Here is a 24,930-nt window from a genome sequence, read left to right on the forward strand (position 1 = left end):
TTACTGATTTACCTTAAAGTTGAATTTTATAGAGACCTTCTCCCAACTCAATGAAATTGCACCTTCATTGTCATTAATCTTGTTCACTTGATATTCCAAGTGTTCGGTAACTTCATCTGAAATGATGGGTTTAACTTTGAAGCGCAAGACATCATCCTTCTCCTCATACTCGTCCTTGCCATGTTGGTCCCAATTTGAATTAAAAATTATGGTCCATTCTTCTTTTGATGGAATAGTAAAAAACCCATATTTACCGGCAGGTAACATTTTACCATCAATAATTAAATCCTTATTAGTTTCTATCCAGGTAGCCATATGTGCACCCGCTTGCCACAACTGGTCATAAGCCAACAACCCACCAAAAATGATTCTATTTCTTACGCCTGGCGACGAATAATCGATATGAATATGGGCATCGCCTATCATTGCCATCGTTGATGTATGTGGGCTCAAAGGTTTCTTTTTATCTGGTTCTGCAGAAGTTTCTGTGGCTTTTTCCTCAACAACTACCTTTTTCACATCTTGTTTGCAAGAGACGATTAGTAATACAGAAAGGTGGATATTTTTTTTCATAAGATTTTACTTTGTATTTCTTGACGAAGAATGTGTTTTAATAATCTTCCATTTACCATCCATCTTTTTTAAGATTGACGTTGCCACTCCTTTTTTCTTTATCGTTCTACTTTCGCCTTTTTCATCTGGATTGAGCACGATAGTGTAGATGTAGGTTTCAGTAGTAAATGCATAAGGCAAATCTACTTCCGCATCAATTTCATAATCTGAAAATTCAAATTTCTTAAAATGCCCTAATTCTGGTCCTAAATGATGTTCTATGTAGTTTGCATAGTGTACCCTCTATACCACCTGATTCAAATACTTCGGAATCCTTGGCAAATAACTCGAACGTACCTTCTGTCGTTAGGTTTTGTAGGGCATCTTTGTATGATTTCATTACTTTTAGAACAGCTTCTTTCTCTGTTCCTGAATCTGCGTTTTGGCTAAACAGTTGGCCTGTGGCAAACATAATTAGCATTAGGATTGTTGTTAGTTTTAGTGTTTTCATAATTTTGGTTTTATAATGTTTTATTTATTGACGTGTATTCTATTTATGTTGGCTATACCAAATACGAGTACCAAAAAGCTTAAAAAAACTTCCATCATCACTAAAAGTTTTCCCGAAATAGTTAATGGTACTACATCACCAAACCCAACCGATGAAAAAGTAATTAAGCTGAAATATATAAACTCGAAAAATTGAGGTATAAATGATCTGTTGAGTGATGTAGTTGATTTAAAATTTTCCGAACTTAAAATATATAATGCTTGGTAGTCTGCTGAAAACGAAAGAACAATCAAAATAATTAACACAGCAAATAATGTTAGAACGTGTGTAAGTTGATGACTTTCGCCTATTATTTTACTTAGCTGTATAAAAGTGAGCCTGACAATAAAAACCGTTTTCACCAAAGCCATACCAACAATTATAAGCGCAAGAAACTGGTTATCAGAATCTAAATCTGCCCATAAAGTATAACTTAATGATAGTGCAGTGATTACACTTGCAGTAAACAATACCTTTTTAAATAGTTGTTTGTAAAACCCTGTGTTTTCAGATTTTTTTCTTGTTGTCATTAACCATTTTAATTTAAGCTCTTAACTAAATAATTGAAGTGCCAATGCACCACCAACTATTAATATTAGGATTGTATATACTATATAATTGAGCCATTTTTTAACCACAGATTTACCTATTATTTGTTGGCAACCGTTCTTGCAACATTCTTTCATTGTTATAAATTCTTTTCTTTATTGTTATTTGCAAAACCATATAAATAATACTTGAAGATGAGAGGTAAACTTTAATGAACCAACCAAATTTTTACCCCTCAAAATCAAGCATCTTCACTAAACTTCTTTTCTGCGAAATTTTAATTTGCCCGACCTAGGAAGAGAGACGCTATATTTAGGGATTTAATCTCTCTCCCAGTTCAGGTCGCTATTAACCAAATCAACTTCTCTTTTTCAAAAGTTCATTGTGCCTGACTTGGGAAGGAACTAACACTAATCATCAACATTGTTTTCCTTCCCACGACAGGACTTTACAACTATTCAGGTAACCCTGTCATCTCCTAAGCTACTGTTAACTAATAAACCAGTATATTTAAAAGAGTATTAAAGGCAGGGGATTATTTATTGAATAGTTTTTTGCACTTTTCCACATTTAAGCATTCTGCTACCGTAATATGGGTTTTTTACTTCTTTGCTGGTACTCAACCACGCACTACCTTTATCGTACATTGGGCAAAATTGTTGGTAAAGCGTGTTTTTTGTTCCCGTAATAGCTACCAAATCTGTTATGTCCTTACTTAAGGTCTTAAAATGTTCGCGCTGGTGGTCTATGGCACTTTCAGAAATATGCTCGGCGTGCTCTACGGCATCTTCTATAATATCTTCTAATTCTTCTTGATTTTCTTTTGAATAACTGTCCGTATCAAAAGCTTTAAGAGAAACTACCAATTTAGACCCAGCTTGGGTCGCTTTTTTGGTGTCATCTGCAACCAAAGCATTTTTTAAATTAAAGTAATCACTTAAAATTGTTTCTGTTTTTGCATCATTTTTCATAGTTGTCATTTTACTATGATCCATTTTCATATCTTCGTGATCGTGGTTCATTTTTTTCTTTTCCTGTGCGTTGGTAAAAGAAACTGCTAACAATAGCACTCTGCTATACTCATTTTTAAATTTTTCATTTTTATTATATTTAATTATAGTTTATAAATTGTCTTTTAATTGTGTCATAAAATTAATTACCTCTTTCGCTTCCTCTTCTGTAAATGTTGCCTCACTATGTATCAAAGTGTAAGAATCCAAAGGCATTTCGCCATTTTCAATCTGCTTGATAATAGACCTTAACTTACTTGCTTTTCTTCGGCTGGATAATGAATCCCATTCGTTGAAATTAAGTTCAGCTTTTCCTTCTTTGATATGGTCTTCCAAAAACCAAGCAACGGGTTGAATTTTATTGTACCAAGGGTATTGCGTATTATTACTGTGGCAATCATAGCAGGAAACCTGTAACTTATTTTGAATGTTCTCCGGAACATTGTTAACCAACATAAAATCAGTTACGGGTACCGTATCACTTTGATTTCGTGTAGTCGGAATAAATTGAATTCCCACGAACGCTACCAGTAGTATCTATTGCTATAATCTTTACAATTTTCATTTAGTTAATTTCACGTTGTACTTTGCCGCATTTTAACATTTGACTACCATAGTATGGATTGCGCACTTCCTCTTTAGTACTTAGCCAAGCTGTACCGCCATCATACATAGGGCAAAACTGCTCGTAAAGCTTCATCTCTGCTCCTGTTATAGCAACCATATCTATAACATCTTTACTTAAAACTTTAAAATGTTCGCGCTGGTGTGCTATATCACTTTCTGAAATGTGTTCTGCGTGTTCAACTGCATCCTCTACAATATCCTTTAATTCCGATTGCTGGGTATCGTTATATTGTGAGGCGTCAAAATTTCCTAAGGATGTTGCTAGGGTTGCCCCAAGTTCTTTGGCTTTGCCATTATCATCTCCCACCAAGGCATTCTTTAAGTTGAAATAGTCATTTAATACCGCTTGTGTATTACTATCTCCACCCATTGCCATTTCCCTCTTTTCGCCGTCGTGATGACCATCACTGTTATCGTGGTTCATTTCTGAATGGTCTCCATCCGTGCTATTTTGTTCTTTGCTGTTGTCTTTACAAGACATTACTGTTATGGTTATAAATGCTATTGCAACTATACCTAATGTTGATTTTAATTTGCTCATTTTGTTTTAATTTATGTTTGTGTTTATTTGTATTACTTTTTGAAATGTATTTTATAGTTTTTCAATTACGTTTTCTAGCATTGCAGTTATTTCATTGGCAACCTCATTCAACTTCTCATTCTCCACTGCCTGCATCGATGCCATTGGGTTTACTGTTGCTACTTCAATGGTGCCTGCTTCAATTTCCTGAACTATGACATTGCAAGGCAACATCGTTCCAATTTTATCTTCTGCTTGCAAAGCTTTGTGAGCATAGGGAGGATTGCAAGCCCCTAGAATCCTATACTTTTTGAAGTTTATATCCAGTTTGTTTTTTAAGGTCTCTTTGACGTCAATTTCTGTGAGTATGCCAAAACCTTCGTCTTTCAATCCTTGGGTAACTTTATCAATAACATCTTCAAAAGTTCCATTGATCGTTTTATTAAAATAGTATTTCATTAGCTTTTATTTTTTGTTCAACATTCGTTTTTGTTCTTCGTATTCTTCTTTGGATATTTCGCCTTTGGCGAATCGGCTGTTCAGAATATCCAGAGGATTTTCTTTCTTTACAGTATATTGTCTGTTTTTTCCATTGTATAGAAATATGCCCAATACCAGTACAATCGGTATCAATATCCACCACCACATCATCATAATTGAAAATTTTTATTGTTCATATCCAGTTCTTTTTAGTGCTTATGGCTTTGTGCGTTCTTCTTCTTGCCCTTCATTTTTTGCATCTTTCCCTTCATCTTTGGATCGTTCATCATTTTTTGCATCATTTCCTTCATCATTTCAGGGTTTTCGTCCATCATTTTCTTCATCCGTTCTTTCATTGCCTTTTTCATTTCTTCATTGTTGTGTATTTTTTTCATCAGCATTTTACGGCCTTTCTCACTACCCATCATTTTGTCTAGCATTTTGGATTGCATCTTTTGCATCATTTCCGGATTTTTCTCCATCATCATTTGCATATGTGATTGCATTTTTTGTTTCATTTCAGGATTCTTCTCCATCATCATTTTCGTATTTCCAGAATCCATCTGCTCCATATGGGTTTTCATCATTATTTTTTTTGCATCCTTATTTTTTTGTGCCTCCTTGATAAAATCGGCAAACTGAATAGGATTTGAAATGATTTCTTGATAAATGGCATTTCTATTTTCTTCAACTTGTAATGTTTCGCTGGCATTGAAGGCTGATTTGCAACTGACCAATGTGCCAATTGTTACGATAATCAATACTGTTTTTACAATTGTTTTCATACTTGATATTTTTTATTGTTAATATTTCAGTTATTTATTCTCTAATCGTGATCAATTATTGTTAATCATTCGATTTTTGAGTTGATTTTTTGTTTTATTTCTTCATATTCTTCCTTCGATATTTCCCCTTTTGCGTATCTCTCATTCAATATGTCCATAGCCTTTGAACTTTTAGAGCGCTTTATTTTTTTTCCTCCTGCATAGATGAGAATGCCTAGAAATATTACTCAGAAAACAATTATAAAATCCCATTTATAGTCCATAGTTTTGTATTTTTAAATTGTTAAAATCTTGCCAATAATCCACCGCCCCAACCATATCGGTTATTATAATTTCCTTGTATTGAAAAATTTCTTGAAAGGATATATGAAGCTCCTACCAACCATTGTGTTTCGCTTTCAAATGATTTATTATTCTCTAAATCATTGACCCATCCAAAATCTGCTCTGTATTCGTATTCGCCTTCCAAAAAAATTCTTGGAAAAATCAATAATTCTCTGTCCAAACGTATTCTTGGGCGTAGCTGATGGATCATACTCACATCTACATTAAATCTATAAGGCGTAAAATACTTTACACCAACCAATCCTACGGTATTAAATGTATCGTAAGAATCTGGTGTTGACGTTTCGGTATTTACTCCTGCATAAACACGTACCCAATCGTTCAGATACCTATTATAACTTATTTCGGCTTCAAGATTTTGGTCGTAATCGAACTCTGTTCTCAAACCAAATTCATTTCGGATATTGCTCGACGTTAAAAAGAGTTCATTAAAATTTGAACCTGCACGAGCCAATCCCCACGAATAATAATGGTCTGTCTCATCAATTAGTTTCTGAACTGGATAATCTGCCATTCTATCATCCCTTGGGGTATCGTAACTAAACACTCTTGCCATACCACCCATCATATGATACAGTACGTGACAGTGAAAGAACCAATCGCCATACTCTTCGTTATAAAATTCGATTACAACTTTTTGCATCGGCGGCACATTAACGGTATGCTTTAACGGGGAACGTTTTCCATTTTCGTTAATCACCCTAAAGTAATGCCCGTGAAGGTGCATTGGGTGGTGCATCATTGTCAGGTTATTGAGGGTAATTCTTGTTACCTCGCCACCCTTGATTTTTATTTTATCAGTTTCCGATAAGGGTACACCGTTCATACTCCAGACGTAACGCTGCATATTTCCAGTTAGGTTCAATAAAATGTCATTTACTGGTAAATCTGCTTTATATGTGGTGTTTTCTTTTGCCTTTAAAAAATCATAGTTGAAATAGGTCTTTCGGGTGTTGTAATCAAATGAAGAAGTGTCTTTTTGCATCATTTGGTCATTATGGTTCATATGGTCATCCATATTCATTTTATCATTCATTGCGCCATCTTTCATAGACATATTCATTTGCCCTTCTTTCATATCCATCTTCATCCCATACTTCTGCATCAAAACTTCGGGTGTCTTTTTCTTTTGATTTCCTACCATAGCAGGTGCGCCCATTTTCATATCCATTTTAGCCATTTGCTTCATCATTTCCACTTTGTCTGGTCTGTCAATTCTTTCTGCGGGATAAAGTGTTCCTTGTCCTATACGTAAAGAGGTATCCCCAGAACCATCCTGTGCCGTGGCAGTAATTTCTACTGTACCTTCTGGAATGGTGACAATTACATCATAGGTTTCAGCAATACCGAAAAGGAAGCGACTTTTTGATATAGGTTCCACATCAATACCATCACTAGAAACAATCATTGGGTTACCCCCTCCGAAATCCATCCAATAATAGGTAGATGCCGATGCATTGATAAAACGAAGCCTTACTTTTTCACCTGGTAGAAATTCTGGATAGTCTGCTTGTTTTTTACCATTTGTTAAAAATGCAGGGTAGTAGATATCTGCAATATCTGCACCTTCCATACGGTCTCGCCAAAATTTGAACTGTGCTCCCAGAGCACCTTCTTTAATTACCCTACTCAACGGTACTGCTGTACCCTTTTTAACTTGATACCACTCGTTACCCCTCTTTAAGTTACGTAGTACATTCATTGGTTTTTCATTGGTCCAATCAGACAATACCACTACCAAATCTTTATCATAATCCAATGTTTTTTCTTTAGGCTGAATGATTATGGAACCATACACACCCTTTTGCTCTTGTAACATTGTGTGTGAATGATACCAATAAGTTCCAGACTGATTGATTGGAATTCTGTATTGGAATGTCTCACTTGGTTCAATAGGTGGTGTTGTTAAATATGGAACACCGTCATAGAAATTTGGAAGTATTAATCCGTGCCAATGCACTGATGTTTCCACATCCATTTTATTAGTCACATTGATTATGGCAAGGTCTCCCTCGGTAAATTCCAAGACTGGACCAGGAATTTGGCCGTTTATGGTCATTGACTTGGCCGTTACGCCTCCAAGGGTCATCTCCTTTTGTTCCAAGGTAAGGTTATACTCTTTGACGGGTCGTCCTTCTTCTTTACGGTCATCACCGTTTGTGCCTACTTGGGCAAATGTAACCGAGGTAAGGAACAATAGAAGTGTTGTATTGATTATGTTTGTTATTTTCATAGTTCCTAATTTTATTTTATAATAATTTAAAGCAATGCGATTAAATAGCTTATCGCTTTTCAGTTAATTATTAACTGGTTAAGTAATTGACCATAGCATATTCTATATATTATGCTCTTAAAGTCATTTTTTAGATAGATAACCGCATATTCACTTCTGTAAATTCGAAAGTAGACCTTGGGATACCACCATTAATAGTAATACCCTTAACCTCTTTTCCTGCTTTGTTGATCATTTCTTCACGAAGGGTAATAGTGTATTCCTTTATAGATAAATTATCTACATTTCCTTCAACAGATGGCTTGCCTTGTGCGAGTGCCTCAATGGTCACGAAAGTTGATAAAAAAATTAATAATTTATTAGTTAATCGTTTCATTTGCATATTATATGCTTTTTTCAAAAATACTCCTGGCTTTCAATAATTTGTGTCATAATTATGGAGATTATCTATACAATTTTGTCCAAAAAATTCCTAAAGCTCTTATATTGGGATTTATATGCTGACATGCTCATTCCTGTTTCATTTTTAAACTGACTACTTAAATGGTTGATATGGCTATAATCCAGCAGTTGTCCTATTTCGGTAAAATTGTATTCTTGTATTTGAATAAGCTCCTTTACCTTTTCAATCTTCAATTTTATAAAGTACTTTTCGACGGTAACTTGTTCTGTATATGAAAAAACCTTACTTATTTTGGAATAATCCTGCCCCATTTTATTTTCTAAATAAACCGATAGGTTTTCATAGAGTTGCAATGGTAGATGCTGTAGCAGTTTTATTAGTTCAATTTTTACTTGTTCAACCAAAAGTCGCTCTGGTGCATCAATTAATAAAAAACCGTTTTCATTTAGGATATGATCCAACTTATTCCTGTCAATAGCATCTTTAAGGTCAAGTTTTATTCTGCCCAACTCAATTTCTATAACCTTTGCCCCAGCCTGTCTTAATTCATCTTTCAACACTTTAATGCATCGATCGCAAACCATATTTTTTACAAAAATCTCTCTTACCATAATTAGGTTATTAGGTTATTGACAATGGCGGACTGAACGTAATACAGCTTTACGAGTTCTATATTGGTTAATCTTGAGGTTAAAATCACAATTCGTGAATATAAAAAGTGGTATTATTAAACGATTCATTCAAAAACCCTTTAATTTGATTTTTTATATTTTAAATAATTCTCTTTGGATTCAAAATAAGCCACTTCCCCTTCTTTTTTCATCAATACAATGTAGGTATCCGTTTTATCTACCGGTTTATTACTGAAAGGATCAATACCGGTTCTGGCAGATTCCTTTTCGTTTAGTGTACCCACACACATTTGGCAACAGCCATAATAAGTCTTGCCGTTAACAGGCACTGCTATTTGAGGTTTTCCCATGTAAGCATTGTTCACCATACAGACCAATTTATTTGGTACCTGAGAGCCTACTTGGTAATCCTCTTGTGTTGTTTCTGTTTTAACTTCAACTTTATTTTTATCTATGGTTTCAGCAACTTCTACTTTCTTGGTTTCATTTTTACAACCAATCAAAGTAATGATTGAAAGCGCTATAATAATTACTTGTTTTATCATGATTTCTTTATTTATTGTGCCACATGGCTACCATTATTATGTTCTCCTGTTTTAATTCTAACGCTAAAGTCTATATTACTAACATAGATAAGTCCATCACCTCTTTTGCCCGTTTGGGCATGCTTTGTTAAAATATCTAAAATTTTATCTACTTTTTCCTTTTCTATAACCATTTCAATTTTAACCACTTTATGGTGTAAAAACGGAAAATTTAAACTCGGAAATTCTGTCTCTGGATCTATATAATCGCCAACTCCTTCACCTTCAAAAACTGTAAAGCAAGAGAACTGATTTTCTTTTAAGTGTTTTGCAACTTCATTGAGTTTTTCTTTTCGGATAAATGCTTTAATTTCTTTCATGACTTTATTTTTTTGATTAATAAGCTGGCTTAAAAATGTCATAAAAAACATTGATAAACCAGCTTCTGCTATTAATCACATAGACTTAAATGTTTCTTTTACGCTTCCACAACTCGCCATGGCTTTATCCATATAAGGGTTTACAATGTTACTGGAATTGGAAAACCAGTATGAACCTTCTCCACTATTAGCCATTGGGCAAAATGTTTTATAGATTTCGCCTTTAACAACATTGTCTTTTAAAAAAGGTTCAAATGCCGTTGTAAGTTTTCCAAACTCAATACGTTGCTCCATGACATTGGATTTTGATGCCATTTCCATGGTCGCCTTTAAGGCTTCTTCCGCTTTACCATACTTTTTTAAATTTCCAACAAGCATCTTTGAAGCCTTTTGTACTTTTTCGGAATTGGCATCAACAAGAGCCTTATTAATCATTGTATAATGCATATATGCTTTGGTCAGGTTTTTGTCGTTCAACTTTACCATATTATCACTATGATCCATCATGGCATGATTGTCTTTATTCATTTTCATATTGCCATGATTATGTTGAGCATATGTGAAATTTGATACGCTTATTATAAAAGCTATCATTACTACCACTTTTAATTTTAAAGTTTTCATCTGTATTTATTTTTAAAGTTTTTTTTATTTTACAATTACTGTTTTCGTGTCTCCACAAGTAAGCATTTTAGCACCTAAATACGGGTTCTTAATAGGCTCATTAAGGCTTAGCCAGTAAGCACCTTTATTGTTGTCAGCTATTGGGCAAAATTGTTCGTAAACTTTTTGGTTTACTCCAAATAGTTTTACACCTTTAGATAAATGTGCTGATAAATGCTTAAAGTGACTACGTTGTTCTTCAATATCTGAAATCTCGGAAATAGAACTAGCCGATCCTGAAACTTCTTTTGAAATGGTCATCCAGTGATTATGTGCTTCATGATCTGTCAATTGTTTCATATCCACCTTTTTCATGGCATTCAATAAGGTTTTAGCCGATGTACTGGCTGTACGGCTATCATCACCTACAAAAGCATCTTTTAGTTTAATGTAAGCGTTGAACACTTGTTCTAATTGACCTTTAAACGCGTCGGTTGTAGTGATACGCTGGTTCATATCTGTGTGGTCAGAATCATTTTCCATTTTGGTATGGTCTCTTCAAAGCATCCTTTTTTGAATCACTCATATCCATTTTAGAATGATCGACACCATCTGCATTTGCATCATCTCCCATAGGCATGCCACCATGATTATGGACTGTACTTACCTTACCACCTTCAGGGTTCATCATGCTTTTTTGGACCAACAATTGTGCTGAGGCATCAATCCTGAACACGCCATTTGTGGCAACAACTTCGCCTTCTTCCAAACCATCCTGAACAATGTAAAACTGCCCCATATCCTGTCCAAGTTCTATTTCTCTATATACGAATGAAATGGTTTTATCGTGTGGTACTTTTACATAAACCACAGCGCGTTTTCCGATCCAGAGCACAGCCGATTTTGGTATAACAATAGCGTTCTCCATACCTTTCATTTTTGCCTGAATGATACCGCTGGCATACATTTCCGGCAAGAGCGTGTTTGATGGGTTTTTTACTTCTACACGTACTTTTGCAACTCGTGTATTGGGTGAAACAAAAGGATCAACGTAGGTAACTTTTCCTTCAAAGGTTTTACTAGGAATAGCTTGTATGGTAAAACTTACCTTATCGTTAATGTGTATCCATGGAATATCGGCTTCATAGGCTTCAAACATCACCCAAACAGAGCTTAGATTGGCAATATCAAATAAGTTACCTCCAGCCTTGATATAGTCTCCAAGCTCAACATTTCTATTCATGACATAGCCTGTATGATCGGATAGAATATCGATTTGTTCCTGCACATTCCCAGTTGCTTCGATGGCATCGATTTGTTTATCGGACAGCTTCCATAGCTTTAATTTATTGCGTGATGCCGTATAAAGCTGTGGGTATATATCTTTAGATTTAATGGCTTCAAACAATTCTTTTTGAGCAGAAATTAATTCAGGTGAATAGATACGCACAATTTTTTGACCCCTATAAACTTTTTCTCCGGTAAAGTTCACGTACAAACGTTCTATACGTCCAGGTATATGGGAAACTTGAGAGTACAATCTTCGTTCGTCTGGTTTTACCCTGCCCAATAATCGTATTTCTTTAATAGCGCTCGCTTTTTCAACTATTGTGGTTTGTATATTTGCCAACTGATAGGCTTCTTCGTTCATTACAATTTCGTTGGTCGCAATGTTTTCTGAAGAACCGTTATCTTCTTCCAAAGGAATAAGTTCCATTCCGCAAATAGGACAATTTCCGGGTTCTTCCATGCGTATTTGCGGGTGCATAGAACAGGTCCACAAACCCGTTTCTTTGTCTTGAACATATTCATGTTCACCATCTGCATGTGTAGTTTCTGAACTTCCTCCAGAAAACACATTTCCTAAAATAATTCCGAGTATTAAAATACCGGCTGCTATGATATAATTTTTATATTTCTTCATGATGTTTTTATTTTCCTATTAAATAATCCATAAATCTTTCTGCGGCATTTTTATCGGTTAATGCTTTTTGATGTTCTAATTCGTACTTGAGTAATTGCCGTTCTATACGCAATACTTCTTCAAAGTCTTTGGCGTTAGTAGAGTACGACGTAATTAAAATGTCCAATACTTTTTTGGCAATTTCCGACTGTGTTAGGTTTAATGCAATACGACGGTCGCCATCGTTAAAATCCTTATACGTGTTTTCATACAACGAACTCAAGGTGTTCTTTTTGTCCTCTTTTCTGGAAATTTCGGCTTCTTGCCTAAACTGTGCTTCCTTAATCAAGGCTTTATATTTTTTTCGATATAAAGGAATAGTAACACCTACCGATGGAAACAAGAAAGCATCTTTACCATTATCTGAAACCGAAGATCCAGCATTTTCACTAACAATGGTATAACCAAGTCCTATTGTGAATTTTGGTAAACCTTGTTTTTGTGCAACAATTTCCTGATTTAAAAAGGCATTCAATTTATGTTCTATGCTTTTTATTTGATGGTTTGACGCATAAATTTCATCGAGCATACTTAATTGATCTAAAGGAATTTCTTCCTGCCACAAGACTTCCGGAACGATAATTTCAGAACTATCATCTATATCCAATAGGTTATTGAATTTTACCTGTAAGGCATCCTTGGTGTCCAGAAACAGTGCTAATTGATTTTCCAGATCGTTCAACTCCAATTCCACACGCAACTCATCAACAATAGAGGCTGTTCCAGCTTTAATTTTAACTAATGATAGGCGTTTAAAAACCTCGAGTATCTCGATATTCTCTTTTGTTATTTCAATAGCCTTTTCAATAAAATAATAATTATAATAAGCTGTTTTTACTTCAAAGAAAATATTGGATTTTGTGTTTTCAAAGTCTTCATATTTAGCTTTTGCCAATTCGGTGGCAACATCTTCCTGTGCACTCAAGAGGCCAAACCAAGGAAAGCTTTGTGCTAAATTAAAAGTTGCTCTTTGCGGTCCAACCCTTGTTTCCGGCGATTGAATAAAATACCCAAAAGCAACACTTGGATCGGGTAAAGCACCTACTTGGAGTACTTTTTCCATGGCGACCATATAATCGTTGAATTTTGCTTTTAGGGCAGGGTTATTATTGGTCGCTATTTCGAGATAGTTATTTAGATTTTCTTGACTGAAAAGGCTTGTGGTAAGCATCAACATCAGGCTTAAGAAAAAATATGTTTTAGTATTCGCTGTCATCTTTATAAATTTAAGCATTACTTTGTTTTAATTGTTTTTTTAATCCTTTCTCTTTCCACATACCGTAAAGCACAGGTACCACAAACATGGTCATGACCTGTAACAGCATACCACCAAATGTAGGGATTGCCATGGGGATAACCACATCGGAACCTTTACCACTAGATGTAAGTACAGGGATTAAAGCAATGATAGCAGTCGTCGCGGTCATCATTGCGGGACGAACCCTTTTTGAGCCTGCTTCAATTACCGAAGCCCGAATTTCTTTAACGGTTTCTGGATGTCTCTTATCAAATACTTGAGTTAGATAAGTTCCCATAATTACCCCATCATCGGTTGCAATCCCGAACAAGGCAATAAAACCTACCCAAACGGCGACGCTCAGGTTTATGGTGTGCATCTGAAACAAATCACGCATATATACCCCAAATACATCAAAATTCAAGAACCATTCCTGTCCATATAACCAAATCATGATAAAACCACCAGCGAAAGCTACAAAGATACCAGAGAAAACCATCAGTGAAGGAATCATTGATTTAAACTGAAAATATAGAATTAACAGAATTACAAGCAGAGAAATAGGCACCACGATCATTAAACGTTTTGATGCTCTTATCTGGTTTTCGTAATTTCCCGTAAAACGATAGGTTACACCTGCTGGTAATGTAAATTCGCCACTATCCATTTTCTGTTTGATAAGGGCTTGTGCATCTTCAACCACATTGGTTTCAGCATAGCCTTCTTTCATATCAAATATAACATAGCCTGTTAAAAAGGTATCTTCACTTTTTATGACTTGTGGTCCTCTAACATAAGTAACATCAGCTAATTCACCCAATTCTACTTGAACACCTGCAGGCGTTGGGATTAATATTTTCTTGATATCGTCAGGATTATCTCTATACTCCCTTGCATAGCGTACATGAACTGGGAAACGTTCCCTGCCTTCAACAGTTGTAGTTAGTTGTTTTCCACCTATGGCTACCGAGAGTTGCATTTGCATATCTTTTACGGATAGTCCATATCTAGACATGTTATGACGGTTTAACTTCATTTCTAAATAAGGTTTACCAACAACTCTATCTGCAAACACGGTTGGTGGATTGACACTTGGTACTTCCTTTAGAATGTTTTCTAATTCAAACCCAACTTTTTCAATCGACTCCAAGGTGGGTCCAAATACTTTGATCCCCATTGGTGCTCGCATACCTGTTGCCAACATAATCAATCGTGTTTGGATAGGTTGCAGTTTTGGAGCTGATGTTAACCCAGGGAATTTGGCGTGCTTAACAATTTCATTCCAAATATCATCTGGTTTTTGGATATGCTCTCGCCATTGCCTAAAGTTTTCACCGTCATCATCTGGAATAAGTTCTTCTTCTGTTATTTTACGAAACTCGTCAGTACCATATGTATAGGTGGTACCATCTTTTAATACAAAAGCGTTGTTTTTATTAACTTTAAAACGCTCTCTGTGTCCATCTTCATCAAGAATATATTCTGGAATGTAATTTATGGTGTTTTCATACATGGATGTAGGTGCAGGATCAAGAGCAGAGTTTACACGTCCCCATTTACCTACCGCAGACCCGATTTCAGGGATGGTAATGACGTGTTTATCAATACTTGCAATAACTTCCATATTTTCAGAAATACTAGAGTGTGGCATGGTAGTGGGCATTAGCAAGAATGACCCTTCATTTAAGGCTGGCATAAACTCTTTACCCAACCCAGGGAGAGCTTTGTCCAGTTTTTCCCAAACCACATTGTTTTTAGTGAATTCCGGCATAAAACCAAGGACTTTGCCAAACCCTAACCAAATGGTCATTCCGAAGAAAACCACCAGAATGGGGATCAATAAAAATTTCCATTTATTATCTAAACACCAGGTTAAAATGCTTTTGTAAAAATACACTACAGCCATTAATGCCCCCAAAACAACACCTATTACTATTATCACAAAAATAAAATTGACAAATGTAGAGTTAGCAACTCCTAAAGGCATCCATTCTATAGTCAGGAAGTAGACTAAAATTACAATTGCGATGGCTATATTGACATAATTGGCTGTTTTTTCGGAATAGGGAAGCTTTAATTTTCCTTTTAAAAAGGTTTTTTCCGGCATTTGTGTCAATAGATTATTTATACCAGTGGCAATTAGGGCTATGGCAATAATGCTTCCGTAAGCGATTAGGAAAACAAATCCAAAACTTATTAAGATTGCATTAAATATTCGACTCGTTCGCTTTGAATCAATTCTAATGGAAAACAGAACCTTTGCCAAGGCTGGAATAAACATAATACCAATGAGCATTGCTGAAATCAACGCAAATGTTTTGGTCCACGCCAAAGGACTAAATAACTTCCCTTCTGCGGCTTGCATTGCAAATACTGGTATGAAACTCACAACAGTGGTAGCAAGAGCCGTAATTACAGCTCCTGCAACCTCCACCGTAGCAATATAAATGACCTGCACCAATTTTTTACCTCTTACGCCTTCATTTTCGGGCATTTCCAGATGCCTGACTATATTTTCGGTAAAAACTATCCCCACATCGACCATTACACCAATAGCAATGGCTATACCCGAAAGGGCAACAATATTGGCATCTACGCCAAAATATTTCATTAGTATAAAGGTCATCAATACGCCAACGGGCAATATACTCGAAATTAATATGGAAGCCCTAAGATTAAGAACCAATACGATTACCACCAAAATACTAATCAGTATTTCATGAGTGAGCGCTAGTTCTAGAGTTCCAATGGTTTCCTGAATTAAACCAGAACGGTCATAAAATGGTACAATAGTTACTTTGGAAACTGTGCCATCTTCTAGTGTTTTAGACGGTAATCCTGGAGCAACTTCATCTATTTTAGCCTTTAGGTTTTTAATTACAGCTTGCGGGTTGGCACCATAGCGTGCAACAACTACTCCACCTACAGCTTCCACACCACTTTTGTCAAGTGCTCCTCTACGACCTGCTGGTCCAAACTGTATTTTAGCCACATCTTTTAAACGTATTGGGACATTGTCTCGAACAGTAACTACACTTTCTTCGAGGTCGCTTAGGTTTTTAATGTAACCTAATCCCCTTACTAGATATTCGGCACTGTTGAATTCAAGTGTTCTGGCACCAATATCTAGGTTACTGTTCTTAACAGCGTTCATTATCATTTTAACGTCCACGTTGTTGGCCTTCATAGCATCAGGATCTATTTCGATCTGATACTCTTTTAAAAAGCCTCCAATGGAAGCTACTTCGGCAACACCACTGGCGACGGTTAAATAATAACGCACATAAAAATCTTGAATGGTTCGCAATTCTTGGGGGTCCCAACCTCCAGTTGGTTTGCCCGTTTTAGCATCTCTACCTTCAAGAGTATACCAATATACTTGCCCTAATGCTGTGGCGTCAGGTCCAAGTGCTGGTGTTACCTCGTTAGGTACTGTATGCCCAGGTGGTAAAGAATTTAGTTTTTCTAGAATTCTAGTTCTACTCCAGTAAAAATCAACGTCATCTTCAAATATGATGTAAATACTAGAAAGTCCAAATATTGAATTACTACGTATGGTTTTCACGTTTGGAATACCAAGTAATGCTGTTGTTAATGGATAGGTTATTTGATCCTCTATATCCTGAGGTGATTGCCCCATCCACTCGGTAAATACAATTTGTTGATTTTCGCCAATATCAGGAATGGCGTCAACAGGTACTGGGTTTCTCTCTATTAAAGAGCTTTCCCAATTAAACGGAGCGGTTACATAACCTCCAACAATAAATGCGGCGAGTAATATAAATGTTATTAACTTATTTTCGAGAAAATAACGGATAATTTTATTTAACATAAATTTTGATAATTAAACAATTAAACTTTGGTATAAAGAAAATACCAAATATACATAAAACTATCCTAATGGAAAAGCATCCATTGGATAATAAAGTCTATTGTTTAAAAATCAAATTAAATAAGCCTCATCAAGCTTGTAGATATTCTTGACAATAAGTGGTGGTGGGTATTGCGAAAATGACGATACTTCGTTTTCTAAACCTTCAAAAAGGTTGATATAAGCATATACAAATGTTGCAACAAAAATTTGCTGGTCATTTGTAAGATTATCAAACGAAACGTTTAACTCATTTTGCCCATTTATGGTAATTTGCTCATTATTACAGCAATTCTTTCCTTCAAGAGTATCTTCCTTTGAAGAATTAGTTTGTGCTAAATCCATACCACAACTTTCGGCAGAACCAAAATAAGATGAATCCACTAAAGTATCGCCACAGTAATGACTATCAATAGTAAAAGAAACTGTTGACAATAGCACGATAAGTGCCAAACAAACGGATGATATTTTATGAAAAACTTTTTTCATTAATGTTGCAAATTTATAAAAAATTTATCTCAATTTGTTTATTTAACAATTTTTTTTGATTTATCAATGTTTATTTTGCACGAAACCGCTTAAATATTATTTGCAAATAAAATTCTTTTGCGACTTCCTTTATATGATATAAATCATAGTTCTGTTGAACTTTTAGAATTATATTTGTACTGATTAATTTTGTTGTTTTTTTGTAAAAAACTGATAATAAAATAATTGAACAGTTTAATTTTATTTTCCAAAATCCTTTAATGTTAAACAAAATTTATTAACTTTACAATGTGAAAACATTTTTTACTAAAATATTGTCTTTCTTTTTAGCAGTTTTAATACTGTTTTCTACCTCTTCTTTTACGGTAGATATGCATTTTTGTTGTAATCAATTGGTAGATATAGCTGTTTGGAACAAAGCAAAAACCTGCACAGAAAAGGTTCAAAAGAAAGATTCACCGTTAAAGCAGTGCACTACGTTACAAGAAAAAGACTGTTGTAGTAATGAATCTTTTGTAAAAACTGGAAATGACACCATTAAAAAGGCTAATACAAAACTTGAGTCAGAAACCGTAATTTTCCTTAATACTTTTTTTTACGTTTATGTAAATTTATTTGAAGGGCTTGAAAAAAATATAGTTCCTTTTAAACAATATAGGTCGCCCTTGATATCCAAGGACATACAAACTCTTTACGAGACTTACTTAATTTGATTTTCTTCCTTGCAGATTGAACATATCAATCTGTATCCTCTATTATAGCCAAAGAACATCTTCTGGCTAAATGTTGCTATCCCCAATTCTCAACAACACTATTAACCTTGTACTATTAAGAAAATTCAAACTATTTGGCAAAATGCCTAATAGCAATACATCGATTATTATGAAAGGACCCAAAGAATTTTGGATTAAGAATATGGTCTGTAGAAGCTGCTTAAAAGTTATTAAGCAAGAACTACAAGAATTGGGAGTTACTGTGCTTTCATTAGAATTAGGAAGATTATTGGTAGAAGCACCAAAAAAAACCAGCAATGAAATTGTCGAAGCTGTTACAACTGTGCTTCACGCTAATGATTTTGAAATTGTACAAAAAGAAGAAGAAATGCTCACAGAAAGAATCAAGATTATTCTAATAGAACAATTGCAAGAGCTACCGTTACATATTAAGGTAAAAACATCTGAACTATTGGCTTCAAGACTTCATAAAGATTACAAGACATTGAGCAGATTGTTTTCAGCAAATCAACAGACAACCATTGAAAAGTACTTTATCAAATTAAAAATAGAAAAAGTCAAAGAGCTCATTCAGCTTAAACAACATTCCTTTTCAGATATAGGATATTTATTGGACTACATGAGTGTCAACCACCTGTCTAGACAGTTTAAGGAAGTGGTGGGAATGAGTATGACCGATTACAAAAACACAGGAAATTGGAAACGGAATTTCTATGATGAAATTATATAGATATCAACGAAAGTTATGCAGACAAAAGCTTAAGGCAATGGTTAATTTCATCAAATTAAATTAAACAAAATGAAAAAACTACTTATCACATTAGTATTAATTCCCTTTATAGGAATTGCACAAACCTTTGAAAATTTAGACTACATCTCGCCTTTTAGCAATGGCGTCAGCGCCATTAAAAAAGGCAACGAATGGGGTTTTATTGACCCAGAAGGAAATTTAATCGTTGATTTTCGAAATGATTTGGTGGCAACCAAAACAGACAATGCAAGCTACCCTATATTCAGTAACGGAAAATGCCTGATTGCAAACCAAAAAGATGGCGTGCTCTATTATGGCTATATCGATAAAACTGGAAAAACTGTCATCACTCCACAATTCCTCAATGCCAACAACTTTCAATATGGCAAAGCCTTGGTGTTAAAAGTTGAAAAAGAAACCATTGGCTATAATGACATTTTCAAAAAAGACGTGGTAAACTACCATTATTTTGAGCTTGTTATAGATGAGAATGGTAATACCATTGACCATTTAACGCAATTAGCCATTCACGTCTCGCCAAAAGATAAGAATGATAAAAATCCACCTGCCATCACATCAAAATTGATTTCGGAAAATTTGGTGGCAGTTAAAGGTAATAATAAGAAGTGGCGTATAAAAAAAATCTAATAATATTGAAAATACACATAACATATAAGAAATTCAAAAAGATTATAACCTTTTTAAAATCTGCGAATTAATAGTTGATAATCCATTCCCTCAACTATAAACATTTAGATTGTTGGGAATGGGTTTATAAAAATTAAAATAAATGTTTAACTCAAAAAATAAATTATGAAAACACTACTAATTGTTTTATCGGCAGTTGGGCTTTTAAGCTTAAACAGTTGCAAACAAGAAACAAACACTCAGGCACTAATGGAAAACCCTGAAACTCGCACAGAAGTTTTTAATGCCATTTCCAAAAATCACGACTATATGACCGAATTTATGGAAAGTATGCACGACAACCAACACGCAATGCAAATGATGCAGGGCAACAAAAAAATGATGAGCTCAATGATGCAAGGAGAAGGAATGCAAATGATGATGAAAGACAGTACAATGATGCACTCAATGATGGACGGAATGATGAATGACGGCAAAATGATGGGCACTATGATGAAAATGATGCACGAAAAAGGGATGATGAGCGAAGACTGTATGGAATCCTGCTCAAAGATGATGGGCGAAAAAGGAATGGATATGCAGGGTATGGACAAGATGGACGATATGGATAGTCCAACCAAAGGTGAGCATACCGAGCATCATTAATTTTAACTTTTAAAATAAACAACAATGAAAAATAATCACTGGATATGGATGGTCATCGGTTGTGGATTACCATTACTGTTTATCTTTTTTGCACCATCATTAGGTATAGGAAGCAGTTCGTCTCTATTCATCTTCATCCTCTTTATGTTTGCTTGTCACTTATTTATGCCTCACGGTTCACATCGCCACGGTGGGCACAATCATTCACAGAATAGACAAAGAGAAAACGAACACGGTAAAGATGTTTCAAAAACAGAACCAAAAGATGAACACAAAGGGCATCATCACCATTAAATACTAAATGATGAAACAAAAATTTCAAATAAGCGGAATCAGTTGCGGTGGATGTGTATCAAGAGTAAAAAAGACATTGGAAGAACATCCAAAGATTGAAAAGGCAGAAATTTTTCTGGCACCAAAAGGAGCTACAATCATTACTATGAAGGAAACGCTTTCAGTAGATGAATTACAAAAGCAACTCAATACTATTGGTGGCTATACAATTGAGAAAATAGAAAAGTAACCTTTAAATTAAAAATTATGCATTTTTACGAAGGACATTTTGGAGGTATGCACCTAATATGGTGGATTATATGGATTATTTTATTGGCTTGGATATTCTTTATCCCAGCAGATATCCCTTATCAAAAAACAAAAAAAGAAAACCCACTGGATATTCTTAAAAACCGCTTTGCAAAAGGCGAAATATCCAAGGAAGAATTTGAGGAATCAAAAAAGATATTAAAATCAGACAACTAACTCAAAACTTTAAAATTATGTATCGATTAAACGTAAAAAAACTCGGATTTGCTTTCGGTCTTACGGGAGCACTAATTTACTTGGGCTGTATGATAGTTATGTCAACAGCAGGTCGAGAAGCCACTATCGATTTTTTCAACAGCCTATTGCACGGTTTAGATACCACAAGCATTATCAGGATGGATGTGCCATTATGGGAAGCCGGTTTGGGAATAGTACAGATATTCATTTTAGGATGGCTTATAGGCGCGTGCATCGCTACTTTTTACAATGCTCAAATTAAAAACAAATAAAATTGTGAAAGTTGAAAAAGATTATGGCGAAAATTAAGATCATTTTTATTCATTTACTATTGGGTGCAGGTATTTTTTATTTCCTGGTACACCCTTTCACAATGGTAATCTATTGGTTTGAGTTCAGTAATACGCCCTTCTCTTTCCCCTTGTTTCAGCAAGTTCTGGAAGAACGTTTTGTGGAATCTTTCACCTTCGATATGCGGGGAATGGGCGGCTTATTGACTCTATTGGGAGGCTTCTTGGGAATAGTTTCTGGTTTGTTCTGGATAAACCTGAAAAAGAAAGATGAAATTATTGGCACACAACAACGCTTATTGCAAAGAGACATTGCCGAAATTATCGCAGATGGCGAAAATGAGATGGTAGAATTCAAGTCTTCCATACGCTACGACTATTATCGTAAAGCAACCAACCGCGACCTTGAAAAGGTTATTGCTAAAACCATCACAGGTTTTATGAATGCAAATGGTGGTAAATTAATTATTGGCGTAGATGATGATGGAAATGTTTTAGGATTAGAAAAAGATTTCAAAACCCTAAAGCACAAAAACAGGGACGGTTATGAGCGCGAAGTTTTCAGAATCATTTCTACACTATTAGGCTACGAAGCTTGTTTCAGCAATCACATTTCATTCTATAGTTTAAATGAAAAAGATGTGTGTTTAGTAGATATAGAACCTTCGGAAAAACCCATTTATGTCAACGATACCGAAAACACCACATTCTATGTGCGTACTGGCAATGCAACCTACCCATTGACTGTTAAAGAAGCTGTTAATTATTTAGAAAATAGAAAGCAATAGGTCTATGCAATATGTCTGGTTTATATGGTCTCTTATAATTCTTGCGCTTTGGGCGATAATCTATTTGTCAAAAAAGGGGTATAGAAAAGAAATGCTCAAAATGAGCCTTATTACGATGCCCTTTGACCTAACAGAACCCTTGTTTGTTCCAGAATATTGGTTTCCACCTTCCCTATTCCATTTAACGGAAAGAACAGGTTTTGATATTGAGAGCCTTATCTTCTCTTTTGCTATTGGCGGAATAGGGACGGTATTGTATAATCTGATATTCAAAAAAGGCTATATAGATATGCCTCATACCGAACGGAGCCACCAAAGACATAAGCTACATATTTATATACTTTTTGTTCCAGCCATTGTATTTGTAATATTTAGTCTTTTCACCGCGCTTAACCACATCTATTGTGGCATCATTGCAATGTTTTTTGGTGGTTTGGCAACATTGTACTGTCGCCCAGATTTAAAAGGAAAGATATGGGTTGGAGGAATCTTGTTTACCATACTGTACTTCATTTATTTCGGAAGCATCCTTCCGTTCTATCCCCAATATGTGGAGTTGTACTGGAATCTGGACAACCTGACCCATATTCTTGTTTTGGGAATCCCAATTGAAGAGTTACTGTTCGCTTTCACCTTTGGTATGTATTGGTCTGGATTATATGAACACTTGTATTGGAGAAAACTTATAAAATCGAAAGAAATGTCAACCAACTAAAACATTCAAATTATGAAAATATTATTAGCTATAGATGGTTCAGATTTCAGTAAAGTAGCCATTCACGAACTTATAAAAATGACCCTATCCTCAAATAGTGAAATTCATATTATAAATGTTTATGAAGTTCCGAAAACAACCGGCCTGGGATTGCATACTATGGGCGGCAGGATAGGAAATTACATAGAAGAAATTAGAAGTAACGCTCAAAAATTGGGAAACAAAATCGTTTCAGAAGCTTTCGATAAAATCAAAGCTGAAAACAAGGCACTTACCATAACCACAAGTGTTGTTAGTACTATGCCCAAAAGTACTATTTATGAAAAAGCAGAAGATTGGGGTGCAGATTTAATTGTAGTAGGCTCTCAGGGTCATGGTGCACTTTCACGCTTAGTATTGGGCTCTGTATCCCAATATTTGACCACAAACGCCAAATGTTCAGTACTCATTGCAAAAGCTGGAAATAAAAAATGAAAGAAAAGCAAACACATAGCATTCCGTTGGAATCCACCTGTAAGATAACAGATGAAATCTGTCTTCCAGATACTAAATTACCTCGTGTGGTTATCGTTGGTGGAGGATTTGCAGGTTTGGCATTGGTTGAAAAACTGAAACACAAAGAAGTTCAAGTGGTTTTACTCGATAAAAATAACTTCCATCAATTTCAACCTTTATTATATCAAGTGGCAACGAGTGCGTTGGAACCTGATAGCATAGTATTTCCATTTAGAAAACAATTCAATGGTTACAAAAATGTAGTATTTCGTTTGGTCGAAGTAGAAGAAATTCAGCCCTCATTAAACACATTAATAACTTCTAAAGGAAAAGTTCACTATGACTATCTGGTAATTGCTTCAGGTACAACCACCATTTTTTTTGGGATGGATAAAGTAGCAGAAAACAGCTTGGGAATGAAGGATATCCGAGATTCCCTGAACATTCGCCATATGATGTTGCAAAATTTAGAACAGGCTGCCATTACCTGTGATGATGATGAACGGGATGCCCTAACAAATTTTGTAATTGTAGGTGGTGGTCCTGCCGGTGTAGAGATGGCAGGAGCATTGGCTGAATTCTGTAAATACATTCTACCCAAAGATTATCCAGAGTATCCTGCTTCCATTATGAACATTTATTTAATAGAAGCCATTGATGAGTTGTTAAGTACAATGTCTGATAAAGCATCTTCGAAAACCCTCAAATATTTAGAGGATTTAAATGTAAAGGTATTATTAAATGAAGCTGTAAGCAATTATGACGGCAACGAAGTCACTACCAAAAGTGATAAGACCATATTGGCTAAAAACCTTATCTGGACGGCTGGCGTAAAAGGACAATTCCCAAATGGTATTGATGGAAAACACGTAGTCAGAGGCAACCGTATTAAAACCAATGCCAATTTAAAAGTAGAAGGCTACGAAAATATTTTTGCCATAGGTGATATCGCAACACTCATTTCCAAAGAAACCCCAAAAGGACATCCACAAGTAGCACAGACCGCTATTCAACAAGGTAAATACCTGGGCGATTCGATATTAAATATCATAAATAATAAATCCATAAAACCTTTCAAATATAAAGATAAAGGTTCCTTAGCAACCGTAGGTAAACGCAAGGCAGTTGCCGATTTGGGCAAATTTAAATTTGCAGGCTATTTCGCCTGGTTGCTGTGGTCCGTTGTTCACTTGATGTCCATAAATGGATTTAGAAATAGATTGATGGTTGGTTTTAATTGGGCGGTAAGTTATTTCACTTATGAAAAGAGCAACCGCCTGATTATTAGAAACTTTAAACCGAAATCTTCGGTTAAAAACAGAACAAAATAA

General features: G+C 35.2%; 32 protein-coding genes and 2 pseudogenes. 12 read left to right on the forward strand and 22 right to left on the reverse strand.

Features of this window, described 5'->3' with window-relative positions; all coding sequences use genetic code 11:
• The 22 genes and pseudogenes from IGB25_RS10865 to IGB25_RS10965 form a co-directional block, all read right to left on the reverse strand.
• Entirely contained in the window at nt 1-519 is a 519-nt protein-coding gene (locus tag IGB25_RS10865) for a DUF2911 domain-containing protein (protein ID WP_247653493.1), read from the reverse strand.
• Between the two features lie 60 nt (nt 520-579).
• Nucleotides 580-753 (reverse strand): hypothetical protein, encoded by a 174-nt coding sequence (locus IGB25_RS15665; RefSeq protein WP_371815901.1) that lies wholly within the window; start codon nt 751-753, stop codon nt 580-582.
• A gap of 43 nt (nt 754-796) precedes the next feature.
• Nucleotides 797-1,063, reverse strand: a complete 267-nt coding sequence (locus IGB25_RS15670; RefSeq protein ID WP_371815902.1) for a hypothetical protein — start codon at nt 1,061-1,063, stop codon at nt 797-799.
• Nucleotides 1,064-1,083: 20 nt separating this feature from the next.
• The gene (locus IGB25_RS10875) at nt 1,084-1,632 is read right to left on the reverse strand and encodes a potassium channel family protein (RefSeq protein WP_211065024.1); all 549 of its coding nucleotides are present in this window, start codon (nt 1,630-1,632) and stop codon (nt 1,084-1,086) included.
• A gap of 558 nt (nt 1,633-2,190) precedes the next feature.
• A pseudogene (locus IGB25_RS10880) lies at nt 2,191-2,750 on the reverse strand (DUF3347 domain-containing protein).
• A 22-nt stretch (nt 2,751-2,772) separates the two neighbouring features.
• Nucleotides 2,773-3,226, reverse strand: a pseudogene (locus IGB25_RS10885) (heme-binding domain-containing protein).
• Nucleotides 3,227-3,829, reverse strand: a complete 603-nt coding sequence (locus IGB25_RS10890; protein ID WP_211065026.1) for a DUF3347 domain-containing protein — start codon at nt 3,827-3,829, stop codon at nt 3,227-3,229. It lies immediately after the preceding pseudogene.
• Nucleotides 3,830-3,880: 51 nt separating this feature from the next.
• Nucleotides 3,881-4,267 carry a DUF302 domain-containing protein gene (locus IGB25_RS10895; protein ID WP_211065027.1) on the reverse strand — a complete coding sequence of 129 codons (387 nt, stop codon included), beginning with the start codon at nt 4,265-4,267 and terminating at the stop codon, nt 3,881-3,883.
• Between the two features lie 6 nt (nt 4,268-4,273).
• On the reverse strand, nt 4,274-4,462 hold the full coding sequence (locus tag IGB25_RS10900) for an SHOCT domain-containing protein (RefSeq protein WP_127844240.1): 189 nt from the start codon (nt 4,460-4,462) through the stop codon (nt 4,274-4,276).
• 35 nt (nt 4,463-4,497) lie between these two features.
• Nucleotides 4,498-5,073, reverse strand: a complete 576-nt coding sequence (locus tag IGB25_RS10905; protein ID WP_240032147.1) for a hypothetical protein — start codon at nt 5,071-5,073, stop codon at nt 4,498-4,500.
• 65 nt (nt 5,074-5,138) lie between these two features.
• Complete coding sequence (locus tag IGB25_RS14995) at nt 5,139-5,231, reverse strand: SHOCT domain-containing protein (RefSeq protein WP_240032148.1); 93 nt, start codon at nt 5,229-5,231, stop codon at nt 5,139-5,141.
• A gap of 125 nt (nt 5,232-5,356) precedes the next feature.
• Nucleotides 5,357-7,651: a multicopper oxidase domain-containing protein gene (locus tag IGB25_RS10915; RefSeq protein WP_211065028.1), complete on the reverse strand. Its 2,295-nt coding sequence runs from the start codon at nt 7,649-7,651 to the stop codon at nt 5,357-5,359.
• Nucleotides 7,652-7,781: 130 nt separating this feature from the next.
• Nucleotides 7,782-8,033 carry a hypothetical protein gene (locus tag IGB25_RS10920; protein ID WP_211065029.1) on the reverse strand — a complete coding sequence of 84 codons (252 nt, stop codon included), beginning with the start codon at nt 8,031-8,033 and terminating at the stop codon, nt 7,782-7,784.
• Between the two features lie 65 nt (nt 8,034-8,098).
• Complete coding sequence (locus tag IGB25_RS10925) at nt 8,099-8,665, reverse strand: AraC family transcriptional regulator (RefSeq protein ID WP_211065030.1); 567 nt, start codon at nt 8,663-8,665, stop codon at nt 8,099-8,101.
• 140 nt (nt 8,666-8,805) lie between these two features.
• Nucleotides 8,806-9,231 carry a hypothetical protein gene (locus IGB25_RS10930; RefSeq protein ID WP_211065031.1) on the reverse strand — a complete coding sequence of 142 codons (426 nt, stop codon included), beginning with the start codon at nt 9,229-9,231 and terminating at the stop codon, nt 8,806-8,808.
• Nucleotides 9,232-9,242: 11 nt separating this feature from the next.
• Nucleotides 9,243-9,590, reverse strand: a complete 348-nt coding sequence (locus IGB25_RS10935; protein WP_211065032.1) for a P-II family nitrogen regulator — start codon at nt 9,588-9,590, stop codon at nt 9,243-9,245.
• A gap of 75 nt (nt 9,591-9,665) precedes the next feature.
• Nucleotides 9,666-10,214, reverse strand: coding sequence for a DUF3347 domain-containing protein (locus IGB25_RS10940; protein ID WP_211065033.1), 549 nt, complete (start codon nt 10,212-10,214; stop codon nt 9,666-9,668).
• A gap of 24 nt (nt 10,215-10,238) precedes the next feature.
• Complete coding sequence (locus tag IGB25_RS10945; RefSeq protein WP_211065034.1) at nt 10,239-10,736, reverse strand: DUF3347 domain-containing protein; 498 nt, start codon at nt 10,734-10,736, stop codon at nt 10,239-10,241.
• Nucleotides 10,726-12,117 (reverse strand): efflux RND transporter periplasmic adaptor subunit, encoded by a 1,392-nt coding sequence (locus IGB25_RS10950; RefSeq protein WP_211065035.1) that lies wholly within the window; start codon nt 12,115-12,117, stop codon nt 10,726-10,728. The genes IGB25_RS10945 and IGB25_RS10950 overlap by 11 nt, the downstream gene beginning before the upstream one ends.
• A gap of 7 nt (nt 12,118-12,124) precedes the next feature.
• A complete protein-coding gene (locus IGB25_RS10955) occupies nt 12,125-13,372 on the reverse strand; it encodes a TolC family protein (protein ID WP_211065036.1) in 1,248 nt (415 codons plus the stop codon).
• Nucleotides 13,373-13,382: 10 nt separating this feature from the next.
• Entirely contained in the window at nt 13,383-17,225 is a 3,843-nt protein-coding gene (locus tag IGB25_RS10960) for an efflux RND transporter permease subunit (RefSeq protein ID WP_211065037.1), read from the reverse strand.
• A gap of 111 nt (nt 17,226-17,336) precedes the next feature.
• Nucleotides 17,337-17,753 (reverse strand): hypothetical protein, encoded by a 417-nt coding sequence (locus IGB25_RS10965; RefSeq protein ID WP_211065038.1) that lies wholly within the window; start codon nt 17,751-17,753, stop codon nt 17,337-17,339.
• A gap of 290 nt (nt 17,754-18,043) precedes the next feature.
• Between IGB25_RS10965 and IGB25_RS10970 the strand changes: the two genes are divergently transcribed.
• The 12 genes from IGB25_RS10970 to IGB25_RS11025 all read left to right on the forward strand — a co-directional run bounded on the left by IGB25_RS10970 (nt 18,044) and on the right by IGB25_RS11025 (nt 24,930).
• Nucleotides 18,044-18,466 carry a hypothetical protein gene (locus tag IGB25_RS10970; protein ID WP_211065039.1) on the forward strand — a complete coding sequence of 141 codons (423 nt, stop codon included), beginning with the start codon at nt 18,044-18,046 and terminating at the stop codon, nt 18,464-18,466.
• A 169-nt stretch (nt 18,467-18,635) separates the two neighbouring features.
• Nucleotides 18,636-19,217 carry an AraC family transcriptional regulator gene (locus IGB25_RS10975; RefSeq protein ID WP_211065040.1) on the forward strand — a complete coding sequence of 194 codons (582 nt, stop codon included), beginning with the start codon at nt 18,636-18,638 and terminating at the stop codon, nt 19,215-19,217.
• Between the two features lie 69 nt (nt 19,218-19,286).
• Complete coding sequence (locus IGB25_RS10980; RefSeq protein ID WP_211065041.1) at nt 19,287-19,886, forward strand: WG repeat-containing protein; 600 nt, start codon at nt 19,287-19,289, stop codon at nt 19,884-19,886.
• A 165-nt stretch (nt 19,887-20,051) separates the two neighbouring features.
• Complete coding sequence (locus IGB25_RS10985; protein ID WP_008616430.1) at nt 20,052-20,531, forward strand: hypothetical protein; 480 nt, start codon at nt 20,052-20,054, stop codon at nt 20,529-20,531.
• 24 nt (nt 20,532-20,555) lie between these two features.
• Entirely contained in the window at nt 20,556-20,825 is a 270-nt protein-coding gene (locus tag IGB25_RS10990) for a hypothetical protein (protein ID WP_008616429.1), read from the forward strand.
• Between the two features lie 10 nt (nt 20,826-20,835).
• Nucleotides 20,836-21,054, forward strand: a complete 219-nt coding sequence (locus IGB25_RS10995; protein WP_211065042.1) for a heavy-metal-associated domain-containing protein — start codon at nt 20,836-20,838, stop codon at nt 21,052-21,054.
• A 17-nt stretch (nt 21,055-21,071) separates the two neighbouring features.
• The gene (locus tag IGB25_RS11000; RefSeq protein WP_211065043.1) at nt 21,072-21,290 is read left to right on the forward strand and encodes an SHOCT domain-containing protein; all 219 of its coding nucleotides are present in this window, start codon (nt 21,072-21,074) and stop codon (nt 21,288-21,290) included.
• A gap of 17 nt (nt 21,291-21,307) precedes the next feature.
• Complete coding sequence (locus tag IGB25_RS11005; RefSeq protein WP_211065044.1) at nt 21,308-21,583, forward strand: DUF5676 family membrane protein; 276 nt, start codon at nt 21,308-21,310, stop codon at nt 21,581-21,583.
• Between the two features lie 101 nt (nt 21,584-21,684).
• Nucleotides 21,685-22,389, forward strand: coding sequence for a helix-turn-helix domain-containing protein (locus IGB25_RS11010; protein WP_211065045.1), 705 nt, complete (start codon nt 21,685-21,687; stop codon nt 22,387-22,389).
• Nucleotides 22,390-22,393: 4 nt separating this feature from the next.
• Entirely contained in the window at nt 22,394-23,104 is a 711-nt protein-coding gene (locus IGB25_RS11015) for a lycopene cyclase domain-containing protein (RefSeq protein WP_211065046.1), read from the forward strand.
• Between the two features lie 12 nt (nt 23,105-23,116).
• Nucleotides 23,117-23,578, forward strand: a complete 462-nt coding sequence (locus IGB25_RS11020; protein ID WP_211065047.1) for a universal stress protein — start codon at nt 23,117-23,119, stop codon at nt 23,576-23,578.
• On the forward strand, nt 23,575-24,930 hold the full coding sequence (locus IGB25_RS11025; RefSeq protein WP_211065048.1) for an NAD(P)/FAD-dependent oxidoreductase: 1,356 nt from the start codon (nt 23,575-23,577) through the stop codon (nt 24,928-24,930). The genes IGB25_RS11020 and IGB25_RS11025 overlap by 4 nt, the downstream gene beginning before the upstream one ends.

The organism is Flavobacterium sp. CS20 (genome assembly GCF_018080005.1).
Lineage (GTDB): Bacteria > Bacteroidota > Bacteroidia > Flavobacteriales > Flavobacteriaceae > Psychroflexus.